The sequence below is a fragment of the Pseudomonas marginalis genome, from assembly GCF_900105325.1.
GTDB lineage: Bacteria > Pseudomonadota > Gammaproteobacteria > Pseudomonadales > Pseudomonadaceae > Aquipseudomonas > Aquipseudomonas marginalis.
This window is the reverse complement of sequence record NZ_FNSU01000003.1, coordinates 3717884-3735693: the sequence shown is the minus strand read 5'-3', so window position 1 is coordinate 3735693 and position 17810 is coordinate 3717884. Positions and strand designations below refer to the sequence as shown.

Below are 17810 nucleotides of genomic sequence, written 5' to 3'. Positions count from 1 at the left end.
TGGAAAAGATGAATGACATGATGAAGATGAAATAACTGTATAAAATATAACCAAATCATCTGTGGCGCAAGCTCGCGAACGCTGGGCTTGCTGAACGGTGTCCGTGCGCAGGGCAAAACTTGTAATTAGTCCCTGATCTTGTATGGTTGGTTCCCTTTTGAATCTGAGCCTTGCGGGTCTGTTATGAAGTCGGTTGAAGAACAGCTAGCGCTGATAAAACGTGGTGCGGAAGAACTGTTGGTCGAGGCCGAGCTGATCGAAAAGCTCAAGCGTGGCCAACCCCTGCGTATTAAGGCTGGCTTCGATCCGACGGCGCCGGACCTGCACCTGGGTCATACCGTGCTTATTAATAAGCTGCGTCAGTTCCAGGAGCTGGGGCATCAGGTGATCTTCCTTATAGGTGATTTCACCGGGATGATCGGCGATCCGAGCGGTAAGAGTGCAACACGCCCGCCGCTGACCCGTGAGCAGGTTCTCGATAATGCCGAGACCTATAAGACCCAGGTATTCAAGATTCTTGATCCGGCCAAGACCGAGGTGGCGTTTAACTCCACCTGGATGGATCAGATGGGGCCGGCGGACTTCATTCGCCTCACTTCCCAGTACACCGTGGCGCGCATGCTTGAGCGCGATGACTTCGACAAGCGCTATTCAACCAATCAACCGATCGCGATTCATGAGTTCCTGTATCCGCTGGTTCAGGGTTATGACTCGGTAGCGCTGCGCGCGGATGTTGAATTGGGTGGTACCGATCAGAAATTCAACCTGCTGATGGGGCGTGAGTTGCAGCGTGCTTATGGTCAGGAGGCTCAGTGCATCCTGACCATGCCGTTGTTGGAAGGGTTGGATGGCGTCAAGAAAATGTCCAAGTCCCTGGGCAACTATGTAGGCATCCAGGAGGCTCCGGGTGTGATGTACGGCAAGCTGGTCTCTATCCCGGATGCCTTGATGTGGCGCTACTTCGAACTGTTGAGCTTCCGCTCGATGGATGAGATCGATGCGCTGCGTGCGGATGTAGAGGCGGGCGCTAATCCGCGTGACGTGAAGATCAAGCTGGCGGAAGAGATCGTTGCGCGTTTCCATGGTGAAGAGGCTGCGGCCAGTGCTCACCGTGCGGCGGGTAACCGCATGAGAGACGGCGAGCTGCCGGATGATCTACCTGAGATTGAATTGACGGCTACTGAGGCCATGCCGATTGCTGCAGTCCTTAATAAGGCGGGTTTGGTGAAGAACTCGGCGGTCGCGCGTGACCTTCTGGGGTCTGGCGGTGTGCGTATAGATGGTGAGGTGGTGGATCGCACCTTTATATATGAACTGGGTGCTACCCACGTTTGTCAGGCGGGGAAGAAGGCATTTGCGCGTATTACGCTCAAATCCGAATAAACCTGAAATTAAGTGTTGACGGCGAATTGTATCTGTCTATAATTCGCCCCACTTCCGGCGCAGTCGAAACGCAAAACTCCTTGGTAAACAAAGAGTTATGCAGAATAAGGCAGCGGATTGCTTCAGTTTATCGAGGCCCAGAAGAAGTTGGTAGGGTCGTGTTGTTTGACGCTATTAACGATTCGATCTTCTCGGTCGAAAGCGGAGAAAAAGAGGTGTTGACAGCAGCGTGTAACGCTGTAGAATTCGCCTCCCGCTAACGAGAGATCGGAGGCGCAAGTGGTTGAAGTTGTTGAAGAAATCTTCGAAAGCTTCTGAAAATAATCACTTGACAGCAAATGAGGCTGCTGTAGAATGCGCGCCTCGGTTGAGACGAAAGCTCTTAACCAACCGCTCTTTAACAACTGAATCAAGCAATTCGTGTGGGTGCTTGTGGAGTCAGACTGATAGTCAACAAGATTATCAGCATCACAAGTTACTCCGCGAGAAATCAAAGAATAACCAACGATTGTTGAGCCAAGTTTAGGGTTTCTTAAAAACCCAAAGATGTTTGAACTGAAGAGTTTGATCATGGCTCAGATTGAACGCTGGCGGCAGGCCTAACACATGCAAGTCGAGCGGTAGAGAGAAGCTTGCTTCTCTTGAGAGCGGCGGACGGGTGAGTAATGCCTAGGAATCTGCCTGGTAGTGGGGGATAACGTTCGGAAACGGACGCTAATACCGCATACGTCCTACGGGAGAAAGCAGGGGACCTTCGGGCCTTGCGCTATCAGATGAGCCTAGGTCGGATTAGCTAGTTGGTGGGGTAATGGCTCACCAAGGCGACGATCCGTAACTGGTCTGAGAGGATGATCAGTCACACTGGAACTGAGACACGGTCCAGACTCCTACGGGAGGCAGCAGTGGGGAATATTGGACAATGGGCGAAAGCCTGATCCAGCCATGCCGCGTGTGTGAAGAAGGTCTTCGGATTGTAAAGCACTTTAAGTTGGGAGGAAGGGCCATTACCTAATACGTGATGGTTTTGACGTTACCGACAGAATAAGCACCGGCTAACTCTGTGCCAGCAGCCGCGGTAATACAGAGGGTGCAAGCGTTAATCGGAATTACTGGGCGTAAAGCGCGCGTAGGTGGTTTGTTAAGTTGGATGTGAAATCCCCGGGCTCAACCTGGGAACTGCATTCAAAACTGACTGACTAGAGTATGGTAGAGGGTGGTGGAATTTCCTGTGTAGCGGTGAAATGCGTAGATATAGGAAGGAACACCAGTGGCGAAGGCGACCACCTGGACTGATACTGACACTGAGGTGCGAAAGCGTGGGGAGCAAACAGGATTAGATACCCTGGTAGTCCACGCCGTAAACGATGTCAACTAGCCGTTGGGAGCCTTGAGCTCTTAGTGGCGCAGCTAACGCATTAAGTTGACCGCCTGGGGAGTACGGCCGCAAGGTTAAAACTCAAATGAATTGACGGGGGCCCGCACAAGCGGTGGAGCATGTGGTTTAATTCGAAGCAACGCGAAGAACCTTACCAGGCCTTGACATCCAATGAACTTTCCAGAGATGGATTGGTGCCTTCGGGAACATTGAGACAGGTGCTGCATGGCTGTCGTCAGCTCGTGTCGTGAGATGTTGGGTTAAGTCCCGTAACGAGCGCAACCCTTGTCCTTAGTTACCAGCACGTGATGGTGGGCACTCTAAGGAGACTGCCGGTGACAAACCGGAGGAAGGTGGGGATGACGTCAAGTCATCATGGCCCTTACGGCCTGGGCTACACACGTGCTACAATGGTCGGTACAGAGGGTTGCCAAGCCGCGAGGTGGAGCTAATCCCAGAAAACCGATCGTAGTCCGGATCGCAGTCTGCAACTCGACTGCGTGAAGTCGGAATCGCTAGTAATCGCGAATCAGAATGTCGCGGTGAATACGTTCCCGGGCCTTGTACACACCGCCCGTCACACCATGGGAGTGGGTTGCACCAGAAGTAGCTAGTCTAACCTTCGGGAGGACGGTTACCACGGTGTGATTCATGACTGGGGTGAAGTCGTAACAAGGTAGCCGTAGGGGAACCTGCGGCTGGATCACCTCCTTAATCGACGACATCAGCTGCTCCATAAGTTCCCACACGAATTGCTTGATTCATTGAAGAAGACGATAAAGAAGCAGCCCGAAATTGGGTCTGTAGCTCAGTTGGTTAGAGCGCACCCCTGATAAGGGTGAGGTCGGCAGTTCGAATCTGCCCAGACCCACCAATTTTGTGTGGGAAACGCCTGTAGAAATACGGGGCCATAGCTCAGCTGGGAGAGCGCCTGCCTTGCACGCAGGAGGTCAACGGTTCGATCCCGTTTGGCTCCACCACTACTGCTTCTGCGTTATGAAAGCTTAGAAATGAGCATTCCATCAGTATGATGGTGAATGTTGATTTCTAGTCTTTGATTAGATCGTTCTTTAAAAATTTGGGTATGTGATAGAAAGATAGACTGAACGTTACTTTCACTGGTAACGGCTCAGGCTAAGGTAAAATTTGTGAGTGGCTCTTAATTGAGTATGATCGAATTTTCGGCGAATGTCGTCTTCACAGTATAACCAGATTGCTTGGGGTTATATGGTCAAGTGAAGAAGCGCATACGGTGGATGCCTTGGCAGTCAGAGGCGATGAAAGACGTGGTAGCCTGCGAAAAGCTTCGGGGAGTCGGCAAACAGACTTTGATCCGGAGATGTCTGAATGGGGGAACCCAGCCATCATAAGATGGTTATCTTACGCTGAATACATAGGCGTAAGAGGCGAACCAGGGGAACTGAAACATCTAAGTACCCTGAGGAAAAGAAATCAACCGAGATTCCCTTAGTAGTGGCGAGCGAACGGGGACTAGCCCTTAAGTGGCTTTGAGATTAGCGGAACGCTCTGGAAAGTGCGGCCATAGTGGGTGATAGCCCTGTACGCGAAAATCTCTTAGTCATGAAATCGAGTAGGACGGAGCACGAGAAACTTTGTCTGAATATGGGGGGACCATCCTCCAAGGCTAAATACTACTGACTGACCGATAGTGAACTAGTACCGTGAGGGAAAGGCGAAAAGAACCCCGGAGAGGGGAGTGAAATAGATCCTGAAACCGTATGCGTACAAGCAGTGGGAGCCCACTTTGTTGGGTGACTGCGTACCTTTTGTATAATGGGTCAGCGACTTATTTTCAGTGGCGAGCTTAACCGAATAGGGGAGGCGTAGCGAAAGCGAGTCTTAATAGGGCGTCTAGTCGCTGGGAATAGACCCGAAACCGGGCGATCTATCCATGGGCAGGTTGAAGGTTGGGTAACACTAACTGGAGGACCGAACCGACTACCGTTGAAAAGTTAGCGGATGACCTGTGGATCGGAGTGAAAGGCTAATCAAGCTCGGAGATAGCTGGTTCTCCTCGAAAGCTATTTAGGTAGCGCCTCATGTATCACTGTAGGGGGTAGAGCACTGTTTCGGCTAGGGGGTCATCCCGACTTACCAAACCGATGCAAACTCCGAATACCTACAAGTGCCGAGCATGGGAGACACACGGCGGGTGCTAACGTCCGTCGTGAAAAGGGAAACAACCCAGACCGTCAGCTAAGGTCCCAAAGTTATGGTTAAGTGGGAAACGATGTGGGAAGGCTTAGACAGCTAGGAGGTTGGCTTAGAAGCAGCCACCCTTTAAAGAAAGCGTAATAGCTCACTAGTCGAGTCGGCCTGCGCGGAAGATGTAACGGGGCTCAAACCATACACCGAAGCTACGGGTATCACGTAAGTGATGCGGTAGAGGAGCGTTCTGTAAGCCTGTGAAGGTGAGTTGAGAAGCTTGCTGGAGGTATCAGAAGTGCGAATGCTGACATGAGTAACGATAATGGGTGTGAAAAACACCCACGCCGAAAGACCAAGGTTTCCTGCGCAACGTTAATCGACGCAGGGTTAGTCGGTCCCTAAGGCGAGGCTGAAAAGCGTAGTCGATGGAAAACAGGTTAATATTCCTGTACTTCTGGTTATTGCGATGGAGGGACGGAGAAGGCTAGGCCAGCTTGGCGTTGGTTGTCCAAGTTTAAGGTGGTAGGCTGGAATCTTAGGTAAATCCGGGATTCTAAGGCCGAGAGCTGATGACGAGTTAACTTTTAGTTAACGAAGTGGTTGATGCCATGCTTCCAAGAAAAGCTTCTAAGCTTCAGGTAACCAGGAACCGTACCCCAAACCGACACAGGTGGTTGGGTAGAGAATACCAAGGCGCTTGAGAGAACTCGGGTGAAGGAACTAGGCAAAATGGCACCGTAACTTCGGGAGAAGGTGCGCCGGTGAGGGTGAAGGACTTGCTCCGTAAGCTCATGCCGGTCGAAGATACCAGGCCGCTGCGACTGTTTATTAAAAACACAGCACTCTGCAAACACGAAAGTGGACGTATAGGGTGTGACGCCTGCCCGGTGCCGGAAGGTTAATTGATGGGGTTAGCTAACGCGAAGCTCTTGATCGAAGCCCCGGTAAACGGCGGCCGTAACTATAACGGTCCTAAGGTAGCGAAATTCCTTGTCGGGTAAGTTCCGACCTGCACGAATGGCGTAACGATGGCGGCGCTGTCTCCACCCGAGACTCAGTGAAATTGAAATCGCTGTGAAGATGCAGTGTATCCGCGGCTAGACGGAAAGACCCCGTGAACCTTTACTATAGCTTTGCACTGGACTTTGAATTTGCTTGTGTAGGATAGGTGGGAGGCTTTGAAGCGTGGACGCCAGTCTGCGTGGAGCCAACCTTGAAATACCACCCTGGCAACTTTGAGGTTCTAACTCAGGTCCGTTATCCGGATCGAGGACAGTGTATGGTGGGTAGTTTGACTGGGGCGGTCTCCTCCTAAAGAGTAACGGAGGAGTACGAAGGTGCGCTCAGACCGGTCGGAAATCGGTCGTAGAGTATAAAGGCAAAAGCGCGCTTGACTGCGAGACAGACACGTCGAGCAGGTACGAAAGTAGGTCTTAGTGATCCGGTGGTTCTGTATGGAAGGGCCATCGCTCAACGGATAAAAGGTACTCCGGGGATAACAGGCTGATACCGCCCAAGAGTTCATATCGACGGCGGTGTTTGGCACCTCGATGTCGGCTCATCACATCCTGGGGCTGAAGCCGGTCCCAAGGGTATGGCTGTTCGCCATTTAAAGTGGTACGCGAGCTGGGTTTAGAACGTCGTGAGACAGTTCGGTCCCTATCTGCCGTGGACGTTTGAGATTTGAGAGGGGCTGCTCCTAGTACGAGAGGACCGGAGTGGACGAACCTCTGGTGTTCCGGTTGTCACGCCAGTGGCATTGCCGGGTAGCTATGTTCGGAATAGATAACCGCTGAAAGCATCTAAGCGGGAAACTAGCCTCAAGATGAGATCTCACTGGGACCTTGAGTCCCCTGAAGGGCCGTCGAAGACTACGACGTTGATAGGTTGGGTGTGTAAGCGCTGTGAGGCGTTGAGCTAACCAATACTAATTGCCCGTGAGGCTTGACCATATAACACCCAAGCAATTTGCGTCGAAAGGCCAGATTGCGGTGTGTGAAGACGCAATGAACCGAAAGTTCGAGATCTTACAAAACACCGACAGCTGTCACATACCCAATTTGCTGAAGCGAGGCCAGCCGGCCACGACTCAGTACCCGAATTTCTTGACGACCATAGAGCATTGGAACCACCTGATCCCATCCCGAACTCAGCAGTGAAACGATGCATCGCCGATGGTAGTGTGGGGTTTCCCCATGTGAGAGTAGGTCATCGTCAAGATTAAATTCCGAAACCCCATTTGCGAAAGCAGGTGGGGTTTTGTTTTGGGCGGTCGGAAAGTGCGAAGAGGCGCCTCGGGAGGGTCTTCAATGCTAAAGTCCGGCCTTTCTATGCAATGACCCTGCGCATGGCTATCATGCGTGCCTCATTGTGAGGCGATACTTGCATGCTGACGTTGTTAGAACTTCTAAAAGATGGCCGATTCCATTCCGGAGAAGCACTTGGCGCAGCCCTGGGCGTTAGTCGCAGTGCAGTCTGGAAGCAGCTCCAGCATCTTGAGGCCGAATTGAATCTGCCGGTCCACAAGGTTCGTGGGAGGGGATATCAATTAGCTTCGCCGCTGGTTTTCTTGAGTTCCGAGCAGATTGCACTGCATACGTCTTCCCTCGCGTGGCCTATCCATATCTACGACTCCATCGACTCGACAAATGCCGAGGCTCTGCGCCTTGTTGAGGTTGAGCGTGCGACGCCGTACCTGGTGCTTGCGGAGCAGCAAACGGCGGGAAGAGGGCGACGTGGTCGAAAGTGGGTCAGCCCATTCGCTCAGAATGTGTATTACAGCCTCTTATTGCGTATCGAGAATGGTCCGCGACAGCTGGAAGGCCTGAGCCTTGTGGTTGGCTTGGCGGTAATGCAGGCGCTGCGTGAGTCTGGAGTGCGGGGGGCGGCTCTGAAGTGGCCAAACGACGTCCTGGTGGGGCAGAAGAAGATTGCCGGGATTTTACTGGAGCTCGTAGGGGATCCTGCGGATATTTGCCACGTTGTCCTCGGCATCGGTATTAACGTGAATATGCAGAAGGCTGAAGAGGTTGATCAGCAATGGACGTCAGTGCAGTTGGAGACGGGGTCTCCAGTTGATCGTAACTCTCTGGTGGCACGCCTGTGCTTGCAGTTGCAAAGCTACTTGGATCGACACAGGGCGCAAGGTTTTTCATCGCTTCGGGATGAGTGGGAAAAAGGTCATGCCTGGCAGGGAAAGGCAGTGTCACTCATAGCGGGTGCCAACCGTGTCGATGGGGTGGTGCTGGGTATCGACGGTCAGGGGGCATTACGTTTAAGTGTCGGTGGTGTTGAGAAAACATACAGTGGTGGTGAGTTAAGCCTGAGGTTGCGTGATGATTCTTGAGCTCGACTGTGGGAATAGCTTCATCAAGTGGCGCGTACTTGATTCGGATCGGGCGACGGCATCTGCAGAAGGTGTCGCTAGTTCGGATGTTGCATTGATTGAAAGCCTGTCAGTGCTGCCTGGTGTGTTATTGACACATTGCCGGTTGGTGAGTGTTCGTGCTCTGGACGAAACAAAAAATCTGGTTGAGGCGCTGGTGGAGGCCTTTGGCGTTGCGGTTTCCTGCGCTGTTTCTGCGCGAGAAATGGCTGGGGTGCGCAACGGTTACGAAGATTTCGAGCGTCTTGGCCTTGATCGCTGGTTAGCAATGCTGGGCGGCTTCAAATTGGCGTCGGGCGCATGCCTGGTGCTTGATTTCGGTACGGCTGCTACTGCAGATTTTGTTGCTGGCGATGGTGAGCATTTAGGTGGCTTCATCTGTCCTGGTATGCCCCTCATGCGTAATCAGCTGCGCACGCATACGCGCAAGATACGTTACGACGATGCAGCTGCTGAAAGAGCCTTGGAGCGTCTATCGCCAGGGCATACGACCGTAGAGGCTGTAGAGCGTGGCTGTACGTTGATGCTCAGAGGGTTTGTGCTGACCCAGCTTGAGCTGGCCCGAAGTTATTGGGGTGATAACTTCACTGTATTCCTGACGGGTGGCGATGCTGATTTGGTGAGGGATGCCGTGCCTCAGGCTCGACTCGTTCCTGATTTGATTTTCGTAGGTCTGGCAATGGCGTGCCCTTTATCTTGAGGTGTTTATGCGTTGGCTGTTTTTGCTTTTATTGATCCTGAACGCCTTCTACTACATATGGCATCAGCAAGAGGCGCCGTTGCGTGCTAAAGACGTGACCCCTCTGAGCCTCTATCGGAATACGCAGCAGGATATTCGCCTGCTGAGCGAGTCTTCCGACGCTGTGGTGCGCAAGGATCGGGCTAAGGCATCTGATGCGCAAAATACTTGCTTATACATTGGTGGCTTTGCCGACCAGCGACAGGCGCAATTCCTTGAGCAGCGCCTCACTAGCCTGGATATAAAGGTTAAGGTGCAGCTGCTGAGTGCTCCTGATGCGCAAGGTTACTGGCTTCGAGTTGCCCCGGAAAGCCGACGCCTGGCTGACGACCTACCCTTTGAAAACCTTGCTAAGGAATTCAATGAGTTAAAACATAAAATAATGCTGTGCGAAGGCATTGCAACTCTCGAATAGTTTGCATAGAATGGCGCCCGCTTCGCAGTGAAGACCTTTAAGGTCTAAGGTGCGAAGCGAAGGTCAATGCAGCTAACCTCATATTTTTAATGAGAAAATGCTTGACAGAAGGCCGGCGTGATGTAGAATGCCGGCTCGCTTAGGAGGGGTTCCCGAGCGGCCAAAGGGATCAGACTGTAAATCTGACGTCTACGACTTCGAAGGTTCGAATCCTTCCCCCTCCACCATTTTAGCGTGAGCTGCAAGCTCCGCGGGTATAGTTTAGTGGTAGAACCTCAGCCTTCCAAGCTGATGATGCGGGTTCGATTCCCGCTACCCGCTCCAAGTTTGCAGGTTGTGCATTGTGTTTCGCTCTTGTAGCTCAGTTGGTAGAGCACACCCTTGGTAAGGGTGAGGTCAGCGGTTCAAATCCGCTCAAGAGCTCCATATAACAAGGCAGATATGAAAATATCTGCCTTTGTTTTAACGGCTGGCTCGGCTTGATGGTGTTTAGATTGCTTGTTGTTGAGTGATTTCAAGTCTTTGGGGGTTGGTTGTTGTAAAGTCTTTTTCGGGTCTGCATAATGGTCGGCCTGATTTTGTTTTAGGTCAGTAGCTCAATTGGCAGAGCGACGGTCTCCAAAACCGTAGGTTGGGGGTTCGATTCCCTCCTGACCTGCCAGATTCGCATGGTGTGTCTGGCTTTCTTTTCACAGGATCTTCATAGATGACTCCTAAGGCTGAAGCTCAAAGCTCTCGTTTCGATCTCGTCAAGTGGCTCGCTGTTGTCGCTTTGGTGGTCGTGGGCGTTGTTGGCAACCAGTACTATTCTGCTTCGCCGATCCTGTACCGCGTTCTCGTTTTGCTCGCCCTTGCTGCTGTAGCTGCCTTTGTAGGCCTGCAGACTGCCAAAGGCAAGTCTTTCGCGGTCCTGGTGAAGGAAGCTCGCACCGAAATTCGTAAAGTCGTTTGGCCAACTCGCCAAGAAACCACGCAGACCACGTTGATTGTTGTGGCTGTTGTTCTGGTTATGGCGTTGCTGTTGTGGGGTCTTGATTCCCTGCTCGGCTGGCTTGTTTCCTTGATTGTTGGCTAAGGGTGTCCCGTGGCTAAGCGTTGGTACGTTGTGCATGCTTACTCGGGTTACGAGAAGCATGTTATGCGCTCTTTGCTGGAGCGCGTAAAGCTGGCAGGCATGGAAGATGGCTTCGGCGAAATTCTGGTTCCCACTGAAGAAGTGGTTGAAATGCGGAATGGTCAGAAGCGCAAGAGTGAGCGCAAGTTCTTTCCTGGCTACGTGCTGGTGCAGATGGACATGAATGAGGGTACTTGGCACTTGGTCAAGGACACTCCTCGTGTTATGGGCTTCATCGGCGGTACTGCTGATAAGCCTGCTCCGATCACTGACAAAGAGGCAGAAGCAATTCTGCGTCGTGTCGCCGACGGTAGCGACAAGCCCAAGCCGAAGACATTGTTCGAACCGGGTGAGGTTGTTCGTGTCACGGATGGTCCGTTTGCTGATTTCAACGGGACTGTCGAAGAGGTTAACTACGAAAAGAGCCGGATCCAGGTCGCGGTGCTCATTTTCGGTCGCTCTACTCCGGTAGAGTTGGAATTCAGCCAGGTCGAGAAGGTCTAGCTGAGTAAGCATCCCAACCCCGCAGCCTTAGGCTGTGGGGTTTTGTCGTCACTGGGATAAACGCGCAAGTAACCGGGGAGCCTTTCGAGGCGCTTGAACCCGTAATTGGAGTGCCTCATGGCCAAGAAGATTACCGCTTACATCAAGCTGCAAGTGAAGGCCGCTCAGGCCAACCCAAGCCCACCTGTTGGTCCAGCCCTGGGTCAGCATGGCGTGAACATCATGGAATTCTGCAAGGCTTTCAACGCCCGTACTCAGGGTCTTGAGCCAGGTCTGCCGACTCCAGTGATCATCACTGTATACAGCGACCGTAGCTTCACTTTCGAAACCAAGTCGACCCCGGCTTCGGTTTTGCTGAAGAAGGCTGCTGGTCTGACTAGCGGTTCCGCTCGTCCTAACACCGTTAAGGTTGGCACCGTAACTCGTGCTCAGCTGGAAGAAATCGCGAAAACCAAAAACGCGGATCTGACTGCAGCTGATATGGATGCAGCCGTGCGTACCATCGCCGGTTCTGCTCGTAGCATGGGCCTTAACGTGGAGGGTGTGTAATGGCTAAGCTGACCAAGCGCCAAAAGGCTATCGCCGGCAAAATCGAAGCGGGCAAGTCCTACAATTTTGTAGACGCTGCTGCTCTGCTGACCGAGCTGTCGACTGTCAAGTTCAGCGAGTCCGTTGACGTTGCTGTAAACCTGGGTGTAGACCCACGTAAATCTGACCAGGTCGTTCGTAGCGCTACTGTGCTGCCACACGGTACTGGTAAGACTGTTCGTGTAGCTGTCTTTACTCAAGGCCCTGCAGCTGAAGCTGCTCTGGCCGCCGGCGCTGACCGCGTTGGTATGGACGACCTGGCTGCCGAAATGAAAGGCGGCGACCTGAACTACGACGTAGTTATTGCTTCCCCGGACGCAATGCGTGTTGTGGGTCAATTGGGTCAGATCCTGGGTCCACGTGGCCTGATGCCTAACCCTAAGGTCGGCACCGTAACGCCAGACGTAGCTACCGCGGTTAAAAACGCCAAGGCTGGTCAGGTTCGTTATCGTACCGACAAAAACGGCATCATTCACACCTCCGTTGGCAAGGTCGGCTTCGACGCCGTCAAGCTGAAGGAAAACGTTGAAGCCCTGATCGCCGATCTGAAGCGTATCAAGCCAGCTTCCTCGAAAGGTATCTACGTCAAGCGCGTTACCCTGAGCACCACCATGGGCCCAGGTCTGGTCATCGACCAAGGCTCGCTGGACGTATAAGACACAAATTGGCGTAAGCGATTGCGCCAATTGAAAGATTGGGGTCCCTGCCTGGCGGGGGCTATCCAAGACCGTAGGCGACGCAAGTCTTAAACCAACAAGCCTACGCAGATGGTGCTCCCGGTTCCTTACCGAATCAGACACCAAAACGACATCCGGCTCCGGCCAGATGAAACGGTAACAAGCAGGAGTTAAACCCGTGGCAATTAATCTCGAAGACAAGAAGGCCATCGTCGCTGAAGTCAACGAGGCTGCCAAAGCTGCTCTGTCCGCTGTCGTGGCTGATGCCCGTGGTGTGACAGTAGGCGCTATGACCGGACTCCGTAAAGAGGCTCGTGAAGCTGGCGTGTACGTACGTGTTGTACGTAACACCCTGCTCAAGCGCGCTGTTGCTGACACTGAATACAGTGTCCTCAATGACGTGTTCACCGGCCCGACTCTGATTGCGTTCTCCAAGGATCATCCAGGCGCTGCTGCCCGTTTGTTCAAAGAGTTCGCTAAGAGTCAGGATAAGTTCGAGATCAAGGCAGCTGCGTTCGAGGGCAAGTTCCTCGCAGCTAACCAAATCGACGTACTGGCAACACTGCCGACCCGTAACGAAGCCATTTCGCAGCTGATGAGCGTGATTCAAGGCGCTACCAGCAAGCTGGCTCGTACTCTGGCTGCAGTTCGCGAGCAAAAAGAAGCTGCCGCAGCCTAAGGCTGAGCAACTTCTCTCGCGTATTTTTGTTTATTTCGATGGCCGCGTAGGCCGTCCCCCAATTCAGGAAATACAGCAATGTCTATCTCCCAAGACGATATCCTCAACGCCGTAGCTGAAATGTCGGTTCTGCAGGTTGTTGAGCTGATCAAAGCTTTCGAAGAAAAATTCGGCGTTTCCGCTGCCGCTGCTTCCGCTGGCCCAGCGGCTGCTGCTGCCGTTGTTGAAGAGCAAACCGAATTCAACGTCATGCTGCTGGAAGCTGGCGAGAAGAAAGTTAACGTCATCAAGGCAGTACGTGAACTGACCGGCCTGGGCCTGAAAGAAGCCAAGGCTGTAGTTGACGGCGCTCCTGCTATGGTTCTGGAAGCAGTGACCAAAGACGCAGGCGACAAAGCTAAAGCAACTCTGGAAGAAGCAGGCGCTAAAGTCGAGCTGAAGTAAGCATCGACCTTGCGTCTCCAGCCCAAGCGTTAAGCTGAAGGCTGATGGCTGGTGGCTCTTGCCACCGGCCTTTTTCCGTTCTTGGCTGTCGACTCGGTCGCCGCCATTAACGTGCTGTAGCCACCCGATGCGGTGGTGCAAACCATGGGGTTTGCAAGATTTTCTGGCTGCTCCCGTCGGGAGGGCCAAACAAGCAGGTGACCAAGCTGGGGAACGCTGATGGCTTACTCATATACTGAGAAAAAACGTATCCGCAAGGACTTTAGCAAGTTGCCGGACGTCATGGATGTCCCGTACCTTCTGGCTATCCAGCTGGATTCGTATCGTGAATTCTTGCAGGCGGGAGCGACCAAAGATCAGTTCCGCGACGTGGGCCTGCATGCGGCCTTCAAATCCGTTTTCCCGATCATCAGCTACTCCGGCAATGCTGCGCTGGAGTACGTCGGTTATCGCCTGGGCGAACCGGCATTTGATGTCAAAGAATGCGTGTTGCGCGGTGTTACGTACGCCGTACCTTTGCGGGTAAAAGTCCGTCTGATCATTTTCGACAAAGAGTCGTCGAACAAAGCGATCAAGGACATCAAAGAGCAAGAAGTCTACATGGGCGAAATCCCATTGATGACTGAGAACGGTACCTTCGTTATCAATGGTACCGAGCGTGTTATCGTTTCCCAGCTGCACCGTTCCCCGGGCGTGTTCTTCGACCACGACCGCGGCAAGACGCACAGCTCCGGCAAGCTCCTGTACTCCGCGCGGATCATTCCGTACCGCGGTTCGTGGTTGGACTTCGAGTTCGATCCGAAAGACTGCGTGTTCGTGCGTATCGACCGTCGTCGCAAGCTGCCGGCCTCGGTACTGCTGCGCGCGCTCGGCTACACCACTGAGCAAGTCCTGGATGCGTTCTACACCACCAACGTATTCAGCCTGAAGGATGAAACCCTCAAGCTGGAGCTGATCGCTTCGCGTCTGCGTGGTGAAATTGCTGTCCTGGACATTCAGGATGAAAAGGGCAAAGTCATCGTTGAGGCTGGCCGTCGTATCACTGCGCGCCACATCAACCAGATCGAAAAAGCGGGTATCAAAGAGCTGGAAGTTCCCCTGGACTATGTCCTGGGCCGTACTACCGCGAAGGTCATCGTTCACCCGGCTACAGGCGAAATCCTGGCTGAGTGCAACACCGAGCTGAACACCGAGATCCTGGCCAAAATCGCCAAGGCGCAGGTTGTTCGCATCGAGACCCTGTACACCAACGATATCGACTGTGGTCCGTTCGTCTCCGACACCCTGAAGATCGACTCCACCAGCAACCAATTGGAAGCGCTGGTAGAAATCTATCGCATGATGCGTCCTGGCGAGCCACCAACCAAAGACGCCGCAGAAACCCTGTTCAACAACCTGTTCTTCAGCCCTGAGCGCTACGACCTGTCTGCGGTCGGCCGGATGAAGTTCAACCGTCGTATCGGTCGCACCGAGATCGAAGGTTCGGGTGTGCTGTGCAAGGAAGACATCGTTGCGGTCTTGAAGACTCTGGTCGACATCCGTAACGGCAAAGGCATCGTCGATGACATCGACCACCTGGGTAACCGTCGTGTTCGCTGCGTAGGCGAAATGGCCGAGAACCAGTTCCGCGTTGGCCTGGTGCGTGTTGAGCGTGCGGTCAAAGAGCGTCTGTCGATGGCTGAAAGCGAAGGCCTGATGCCGCAAGACCTGATCAACGCCAAGCCAGTGGCTGCGGCGGTGAAAGAGTTCTTCGGTTCCAGCCAGCTCTCGCAGTTCATGGACCAGAACAACCCGCTTTCCGAGATCACCCACAAGCGCCGTGTTTCCGCACTGGGCCCGGGCGGTCTGACCCGTGAGCGTGCTGGCTTTGAAGTGCGTGACGTACACCCGACTCACTACGGTCGTGTATGCCCAATCGAAACGCCGGAAGGCCCGAACATCGGTCTGATCAACTCCCTGGCCGCCTATGCGCGCACCAACCAGTACGGCTTCCTTGAGAGCCCGTACCGTGTGGTGAAAGACGCCCTGGTCACCGACGAGATCGTGTTCCTGTCCGCCATCGAAGAAGCTGATCACGTGATCGCTCAGGCTTCGGCCACGATGAACGACAAGAAGGTCCTGATCGACGAGCTGGTAGCTGTTCGTCACCTGAACGAGTTCACCGTCAAGGCGCCGGAAGACGTCACCTTGATGGACGTATCGCCGAAGCAGGTAGTTTCGGTCGCAGCGTCGCTGATCCCGTTCCTGGAACACGATGACGCCAACCGTGCGTTGATGGGTTCCAACATGCAGCGTCAAGCTGTACCGACCCTGCGTGCCGACAAGCCGCTGGTAGGTACCGGCATGGAGCGTAACGTAGCCCGTGACTCCGGCGTTTGTGTCGTGGCTCGTCGTGGCGGCGTGATCGATTCCGTTGATGCCAGCCGTATCGTGGTTCGTGTTGCTGATGACGAAGTTGAAACGGGTGAAGCCGGTGTCGACATCTACAACCTGACCAAATACACCCGCTCGAACCAGAACACTTGCATCAACCAGCGTCCGCTGGTGCGCAAGGGTGATCGCGTTCAGCGTAGCGACATCATGGCTGACGGTCCGTCCACCGATATGGGTGAATTGGCTCTGGGTCAGAACATGCGCATCGCGTTCATGGCATGGAACGGCTTCAACTTCGAAGACTCCATCTGCCTGTCCGAGCGTGTGGTTCAAGAAGATCGCTTCACCACGATCCACATTCAGGAACTGACCTGTGTGGCGCGTGACACCAAGCTTGGGCCAGAGGAAATCACTGCAGACATCCCGAACGTGGGTGAAGCTGCACTGAACAAGCTGGACGAAGCCGGTATCGTTTACGTAGGTGCTGAAGTGGGTGCGGGCGACATCCTGGTTGGTAAGGTCACTCCGAAAGGCGAGACCCAACTGACTCCGGAAGAGAAGCTGCTGCGTGCCATCTTCGGTGAAAAAGCCAGCGACGTTAAAGACACCTCCCTGCGTGTACCTACCGGTACCAAGGGTACTGTCATCGACGTGCAGGTCTTCACCCGTGACGGCGTCGAGCGTGATGCTCGTGCACTGTCCATCGAGAAGACCCAGCTCGACGAGATCCGCAAGGACCTCAACGAAGAGTTCCGTATCGTTGAAGGCGCGACCTTCGAACGTCTGCGTTCCGCCCTGGTAGGCCACAAGGCTGAAGGCGGCGCAGGTCTGAAGAAAGGTCAGGACATCACCGACGAAATCCTCGACGGTCTTGAGCACGGCCAGTGGTTCAAACTGCGCATGGCTGAAGATGCTCTTAACGAGCAGCTCGAGAAGGCCCAGGCCTATATCGTTGATCGTCGCCGTCTGCTGGACGACAAGTTCGAAGACAAGAAGCGCAAACTGCAGCAGGGCGATGACCTGGCTCCAGGCGTGCTGAAAATCGTCAAGGTTTACCTGGCAATCCGTCGCCGCATCCAGCCGGGCGACAAGATGGCCGGTCGTCACGGTAACAAAGGTGTGGTCTCCGTGATCATGCCGGTTGAAGACATGCCGCACGATGCCAATGGCACCCCGGTCGACGTCGTCCTCAACCCGTTGGGCGTACCTTCGCGTATGAACGTTGGTCAGATCCTTGAAACCCACCTGGGCCTAGCGGCTAAAGGTCTGGGCGAGAAGATCAATCGTATGATCGAAGAGCAGCGCAAGGTTGCTGACCTGCGTAAGTTCCTGCACGAGATCTACAACGAGATCGGCGGTCGCAAGGAAGAGCTGGATACCTTCTCCGACCAGGAAATCCTGGATCTGGCGAAGAACCTGCGCGGTGGCGTTCCAATGGCTACCCCGGTGTTCGACGGTGCCAAGGAAAGCGAAATCAAGGCCATGCTGAAACTGGCAGACCTGCCAGAAAGCGGCCAGATGCAGCTGTTCGACGGCCGTACCGGCAACAAGTTCGAGCGTCCGGTTACTGTTGGCTACATGTACATGCTGAAGCTGAACCACTTGGTAGACGACAAGATGCACGCTCGTTCTACCGGTTCGTACAGCCTGGTTACCCAGCAGCCGCTGGGTGGTAAGGCTCAGTTCGGTGGTCAGCGTTTCGGGGAGATGGAGGTCTGGGCACTGGAAGCATACGGTGCCGCTTACACTCTGCAAGAAATGCTCACAGTGAAGTCGGACGATGTGAACGGTCGTACCAAGATGTACAAAAACATCGTGGATGGCGATCACCGTATGGAGCCGGGCATGCCCGAGTCCTTCAACGTGTTGATCAAAGAAATTCGTTCCCTCGGCATCGATATCGATCTGGAAACCGAATAACACGTGACGCGAATCGAGAGCGGGGCTGTTTAGCCCGCTCTCTGC

The 17810-nt window shown here is 53.7% G+C and carries 11 protein-coding genes, 6 tRNA genes and 3 rRNA genes; all 20 read left to right on the top strand.

Features of this window, described 5'->3' with window-relative positions; all coding sequences use genetic code 11:
• The first annotated feature begins 183 nt into the window (after nucleotides 1–183).
• The 20 genes from tyrS to rpoB all read left to right on the top strand — a co-directional run bounded on the left by tyrS (nucleotide 184) and on the right by rpoB (nucleotide 17765).
• The gene (gene tyrS / locus BLW22_RS26700; RefSeq protein ID WP_027605883.1) at nucleotides 184–1383 is read left to right on the top strand and encodes a tyrosine--tRNA ligase; all 1200 of its coding nucleotides are present in this window, start codon (nucleotides 184–186) and stop codon (nucleotides 1381–1383) included.
• Between the two features lie 552 nt (nucleotides 1384–1935).
• Nucleotides 1936–3472: ribosomal RNA gene (locus tag BLW22_RS26690) — 16S ribosomal RNA — on the top strand.
• An 83-nt stretch (nucleotides 3473–3555) separates the two neighbouring features.
• Nucleotides 3556–3632 (top strand) — tRNA-Ile (locus BLW22_RS26685).
• A gap of 30 nt (nucleotides 3633–3662) precedes the next feature.
• A tRNA-Ala gene (locus BLW22_RS26680) sits at nucleotides 3663–3738 on the top strand.
• A gap of 249 nt (nucleotides 3739–3987) precedes the next feature.
• Nucleotides 3988–6879: ribosomal RNA gene (locus BLW22_RS26675) — 23S ribosomal RNA — on the top strand.
• A 152-nt stretch (nucleotides 6880–7031) separates the two neighbouring features.
• Nucleotides 7032–7147: ribosomal RNA gene (rrf, locus tag BLW22_RS26670) — 5S ribosomal RNA — on the top strand.
• Together the 16S, 23S and 5S rRNA genes with 2 tRNA genes alongside form the textbook arrangement of a ribosomal RNA operon.
• A gap of 166 nt (nucleotides 7148–7313) precedes the next feature.
• Entirely contained in the window at nucleotides 7314–8273 is a 960-nt protein-coding gene (gene birA / locus BLW22_RS26665) for a bifunctional biotin--[acetyl-CoA-carboxylase] ligase/biotin operon repressor BirA (RefSeq protein WP_065924110.1), read from the top strand.
• Nucleotides 8263–9012: a pantothenate kinase gene (locus BLW22_RS26660; RefSeq protein ID WP_065924111.1), complete on the top strand. Its 750-nt coding sequence runs from the start codon at nucleotides 8263–8265 to the stop codon at nucleotides 9010–9012. Before birA ends, BLW22_RS26660 begins: the two co-directional genes overlap by 11 nt.
• Nucleotides 9013–9019: 7 nt before the next feature.
• Entirely contained in the window at nucleotides 9020–9466 is a 447-nt protein-coding gene (locus BLW22_RS26655) for a hypothetical protein (protein WP_027605161.1), read from the top strand.
• Nucleotides 9467–9608: 142 nt separating this feature from the next.
• A tRNA-Tyr gene (locus tag BLW22_RS26650) sits at nucleotides 9609–9693 on the top strand.
• Nucleotides 9694–9716: 23 nt separating this feature from the next.
• Nucleotides 9717–9790 (top strand) — tRNA-Gly (locus tag BLW22_RS26645).
• Nucleotides 9791–9816: 26 nt separating this feature from the next.
• Nucleotides 9817–9892 (top strand) — tRNA-Thr (locus BLW22_RS26640).
• Nucleotides 9893–10051: 159 nt separating this feature from the next.
• A tRNA-Trp gene (locus tag BLW22_RS26635) sits at nucleotides 10052–10127 on the top strand.
• A 45-nt stretch (nucleotides 10128–10172) separates the two neighbouring features.
• Complete coding sequence (gene secE / locus BLW22_RS26630; RefSeq protein ID WP_027605162.1) at nucleotides 10173–10541, top strand: preprotein translocase subunit SecE; 369 nt, start codon at nucleotides 10173–10175, stop codon at nucleotides 10539–10541.
• Nucleotides 10542–10550: 9 nt separating this feature from the next.
• Nucleotides 10551–11084 carry a transcription termination/antitermination protein NusG gene (gene nusG, locus BLW22_RS26625; protein WP_003176436.1) on the top strand — a complete coding sequence of 178 codons (534 nt, stop codon included), beginning with the start codon at nucleotides 10551–10553 and terminating at the stop codon, nucleotides 11082–11084.
• Between the two features lie 117 nt (nucleotides 11085–11201).
• Entirely contained in the window at nucleotides 11202–11633 is a 432-nt protein-coding gene (rplK, locus tag BLW22_RS26620) for a 50S ribosomal protein L11 (RefSeq protein WP_003176435.1), read from the top strand.
• Entirely contained in the window at nucleotides 11633–12328 is a 696-nt protein-coding gene (gene rplA, locus BLW22_RS26615; protein ID WP_003176434.1) for a 50S ribosomal protein L1, read from the top strand. The genes rplK and rplA overlap by 1 nt, the downstream gene beginning before the upstream one ends.
• Before the next feature lie 199 nt (nucleotides 12329–12527).
• The gene (gene rplJ / locus BLW22_RS26610; RefSeq protein WP_003176433.1) at nucleotides 12528–13028 is read left to right on the top strand and encodes a 50S ribosomal protein L10; all 501 of its coding nucleotides are present in this window, start codon (nucleotides 12528–12530) and stop codon (nucleotides 13026–13028) included.
• A 78-nt stretch (nucleotides 13029–13106) separates the two neighbouring features.
• Nucleotides 13107–13472 carry a 50S ribosomal protein L7/L12 gene (gene rplL, locus BLW22_RS26605; protein WP_053138313.1) on the top strand — a complete coding sequence of 122 codons (366 nt, stop codon included), beginning with the start codon at nucleotides 13107–13109 and terminating at the stop codon, nucleotides 13470–13472.
• A gap of 219 nt (nucleotides 13473–13691) precedes the next feature.
• Nucleotides 13692–17765: a DNA-directed RNA polymerase subunit beta gene (gene rpoB / locus BLW22_RS26600; RefSeq protein ID WP_027605164.1), complete on the top strand. Its 4074-nt coding sequence runs from the start codon at nucleotides 13692–13694 to the stop codon at nucleotides 17763–17765.
• Nucleotides 17766–17810: the final 45 nt, after the last annotated feature.

Bases quoted from the DNA above. Each gene is read 5' to 3' on its own strand.
- tyrS (WP_027605883.1), top strand. From the start codon at position 184: ATGAAGTCGGTTGAAGAACAGCTAGCGCTGATAAAACGTGGTGCGGAA.
- birA (WP_065924110.1), top strand. From the start codon at position 7,314: ATGCTGACGTTGTTAGAACTTCTAAAAGATGGCCGATTCCATTCCGGA.
- BLW22_RS26660 (WP_065924111.1), top strand. From the start codon at position 8,263: ATGATTCTTGAGCTCGACTGTGGGAATAGCTTCATCAAGTGGCGCGTA.
- BLW22_RS26655 (WP_027605161.1), top strand. From the start codon at position 9,020: ATGCGTTGGCTGTTTTTGCTTTTATTGATCCTGAACGCCTTCTACTAC.
- secE (WP_027605162.1), top strand. From the start codon at position 10,173: ATGACTCCTAAGGCTGAAGCTCAAAGCTCTCGTTTCGATCTCGTCAAG.
- rplK (WP_003176435.1), top strand. From the start codon at position 11,202: ATGGCCAAGAAGATTACCGCTTACATCAAGCTGCAAGTGAAGGCCGCT.
- rplA (WP_003176434.1), top strand. From the start codon at position 11,633: ATGGCTAAGCTGACCAAGCGCCAAAAGGCTATCGCCGGCAAAATCGAA.
- rplL (WP_053138313.1), top strand. From the start codon at position 13,107: ATGTCTATCTCCCAAGACGATATCCTCAACGCCGTAGCTGAAATGTCG.
- rpoB (WP_027605164.1), top strand. From the start codon at position 13,692: ATGGCTTACTCATATACTGAGAAAAAACGTATCCGCAAGGACTTTAGC.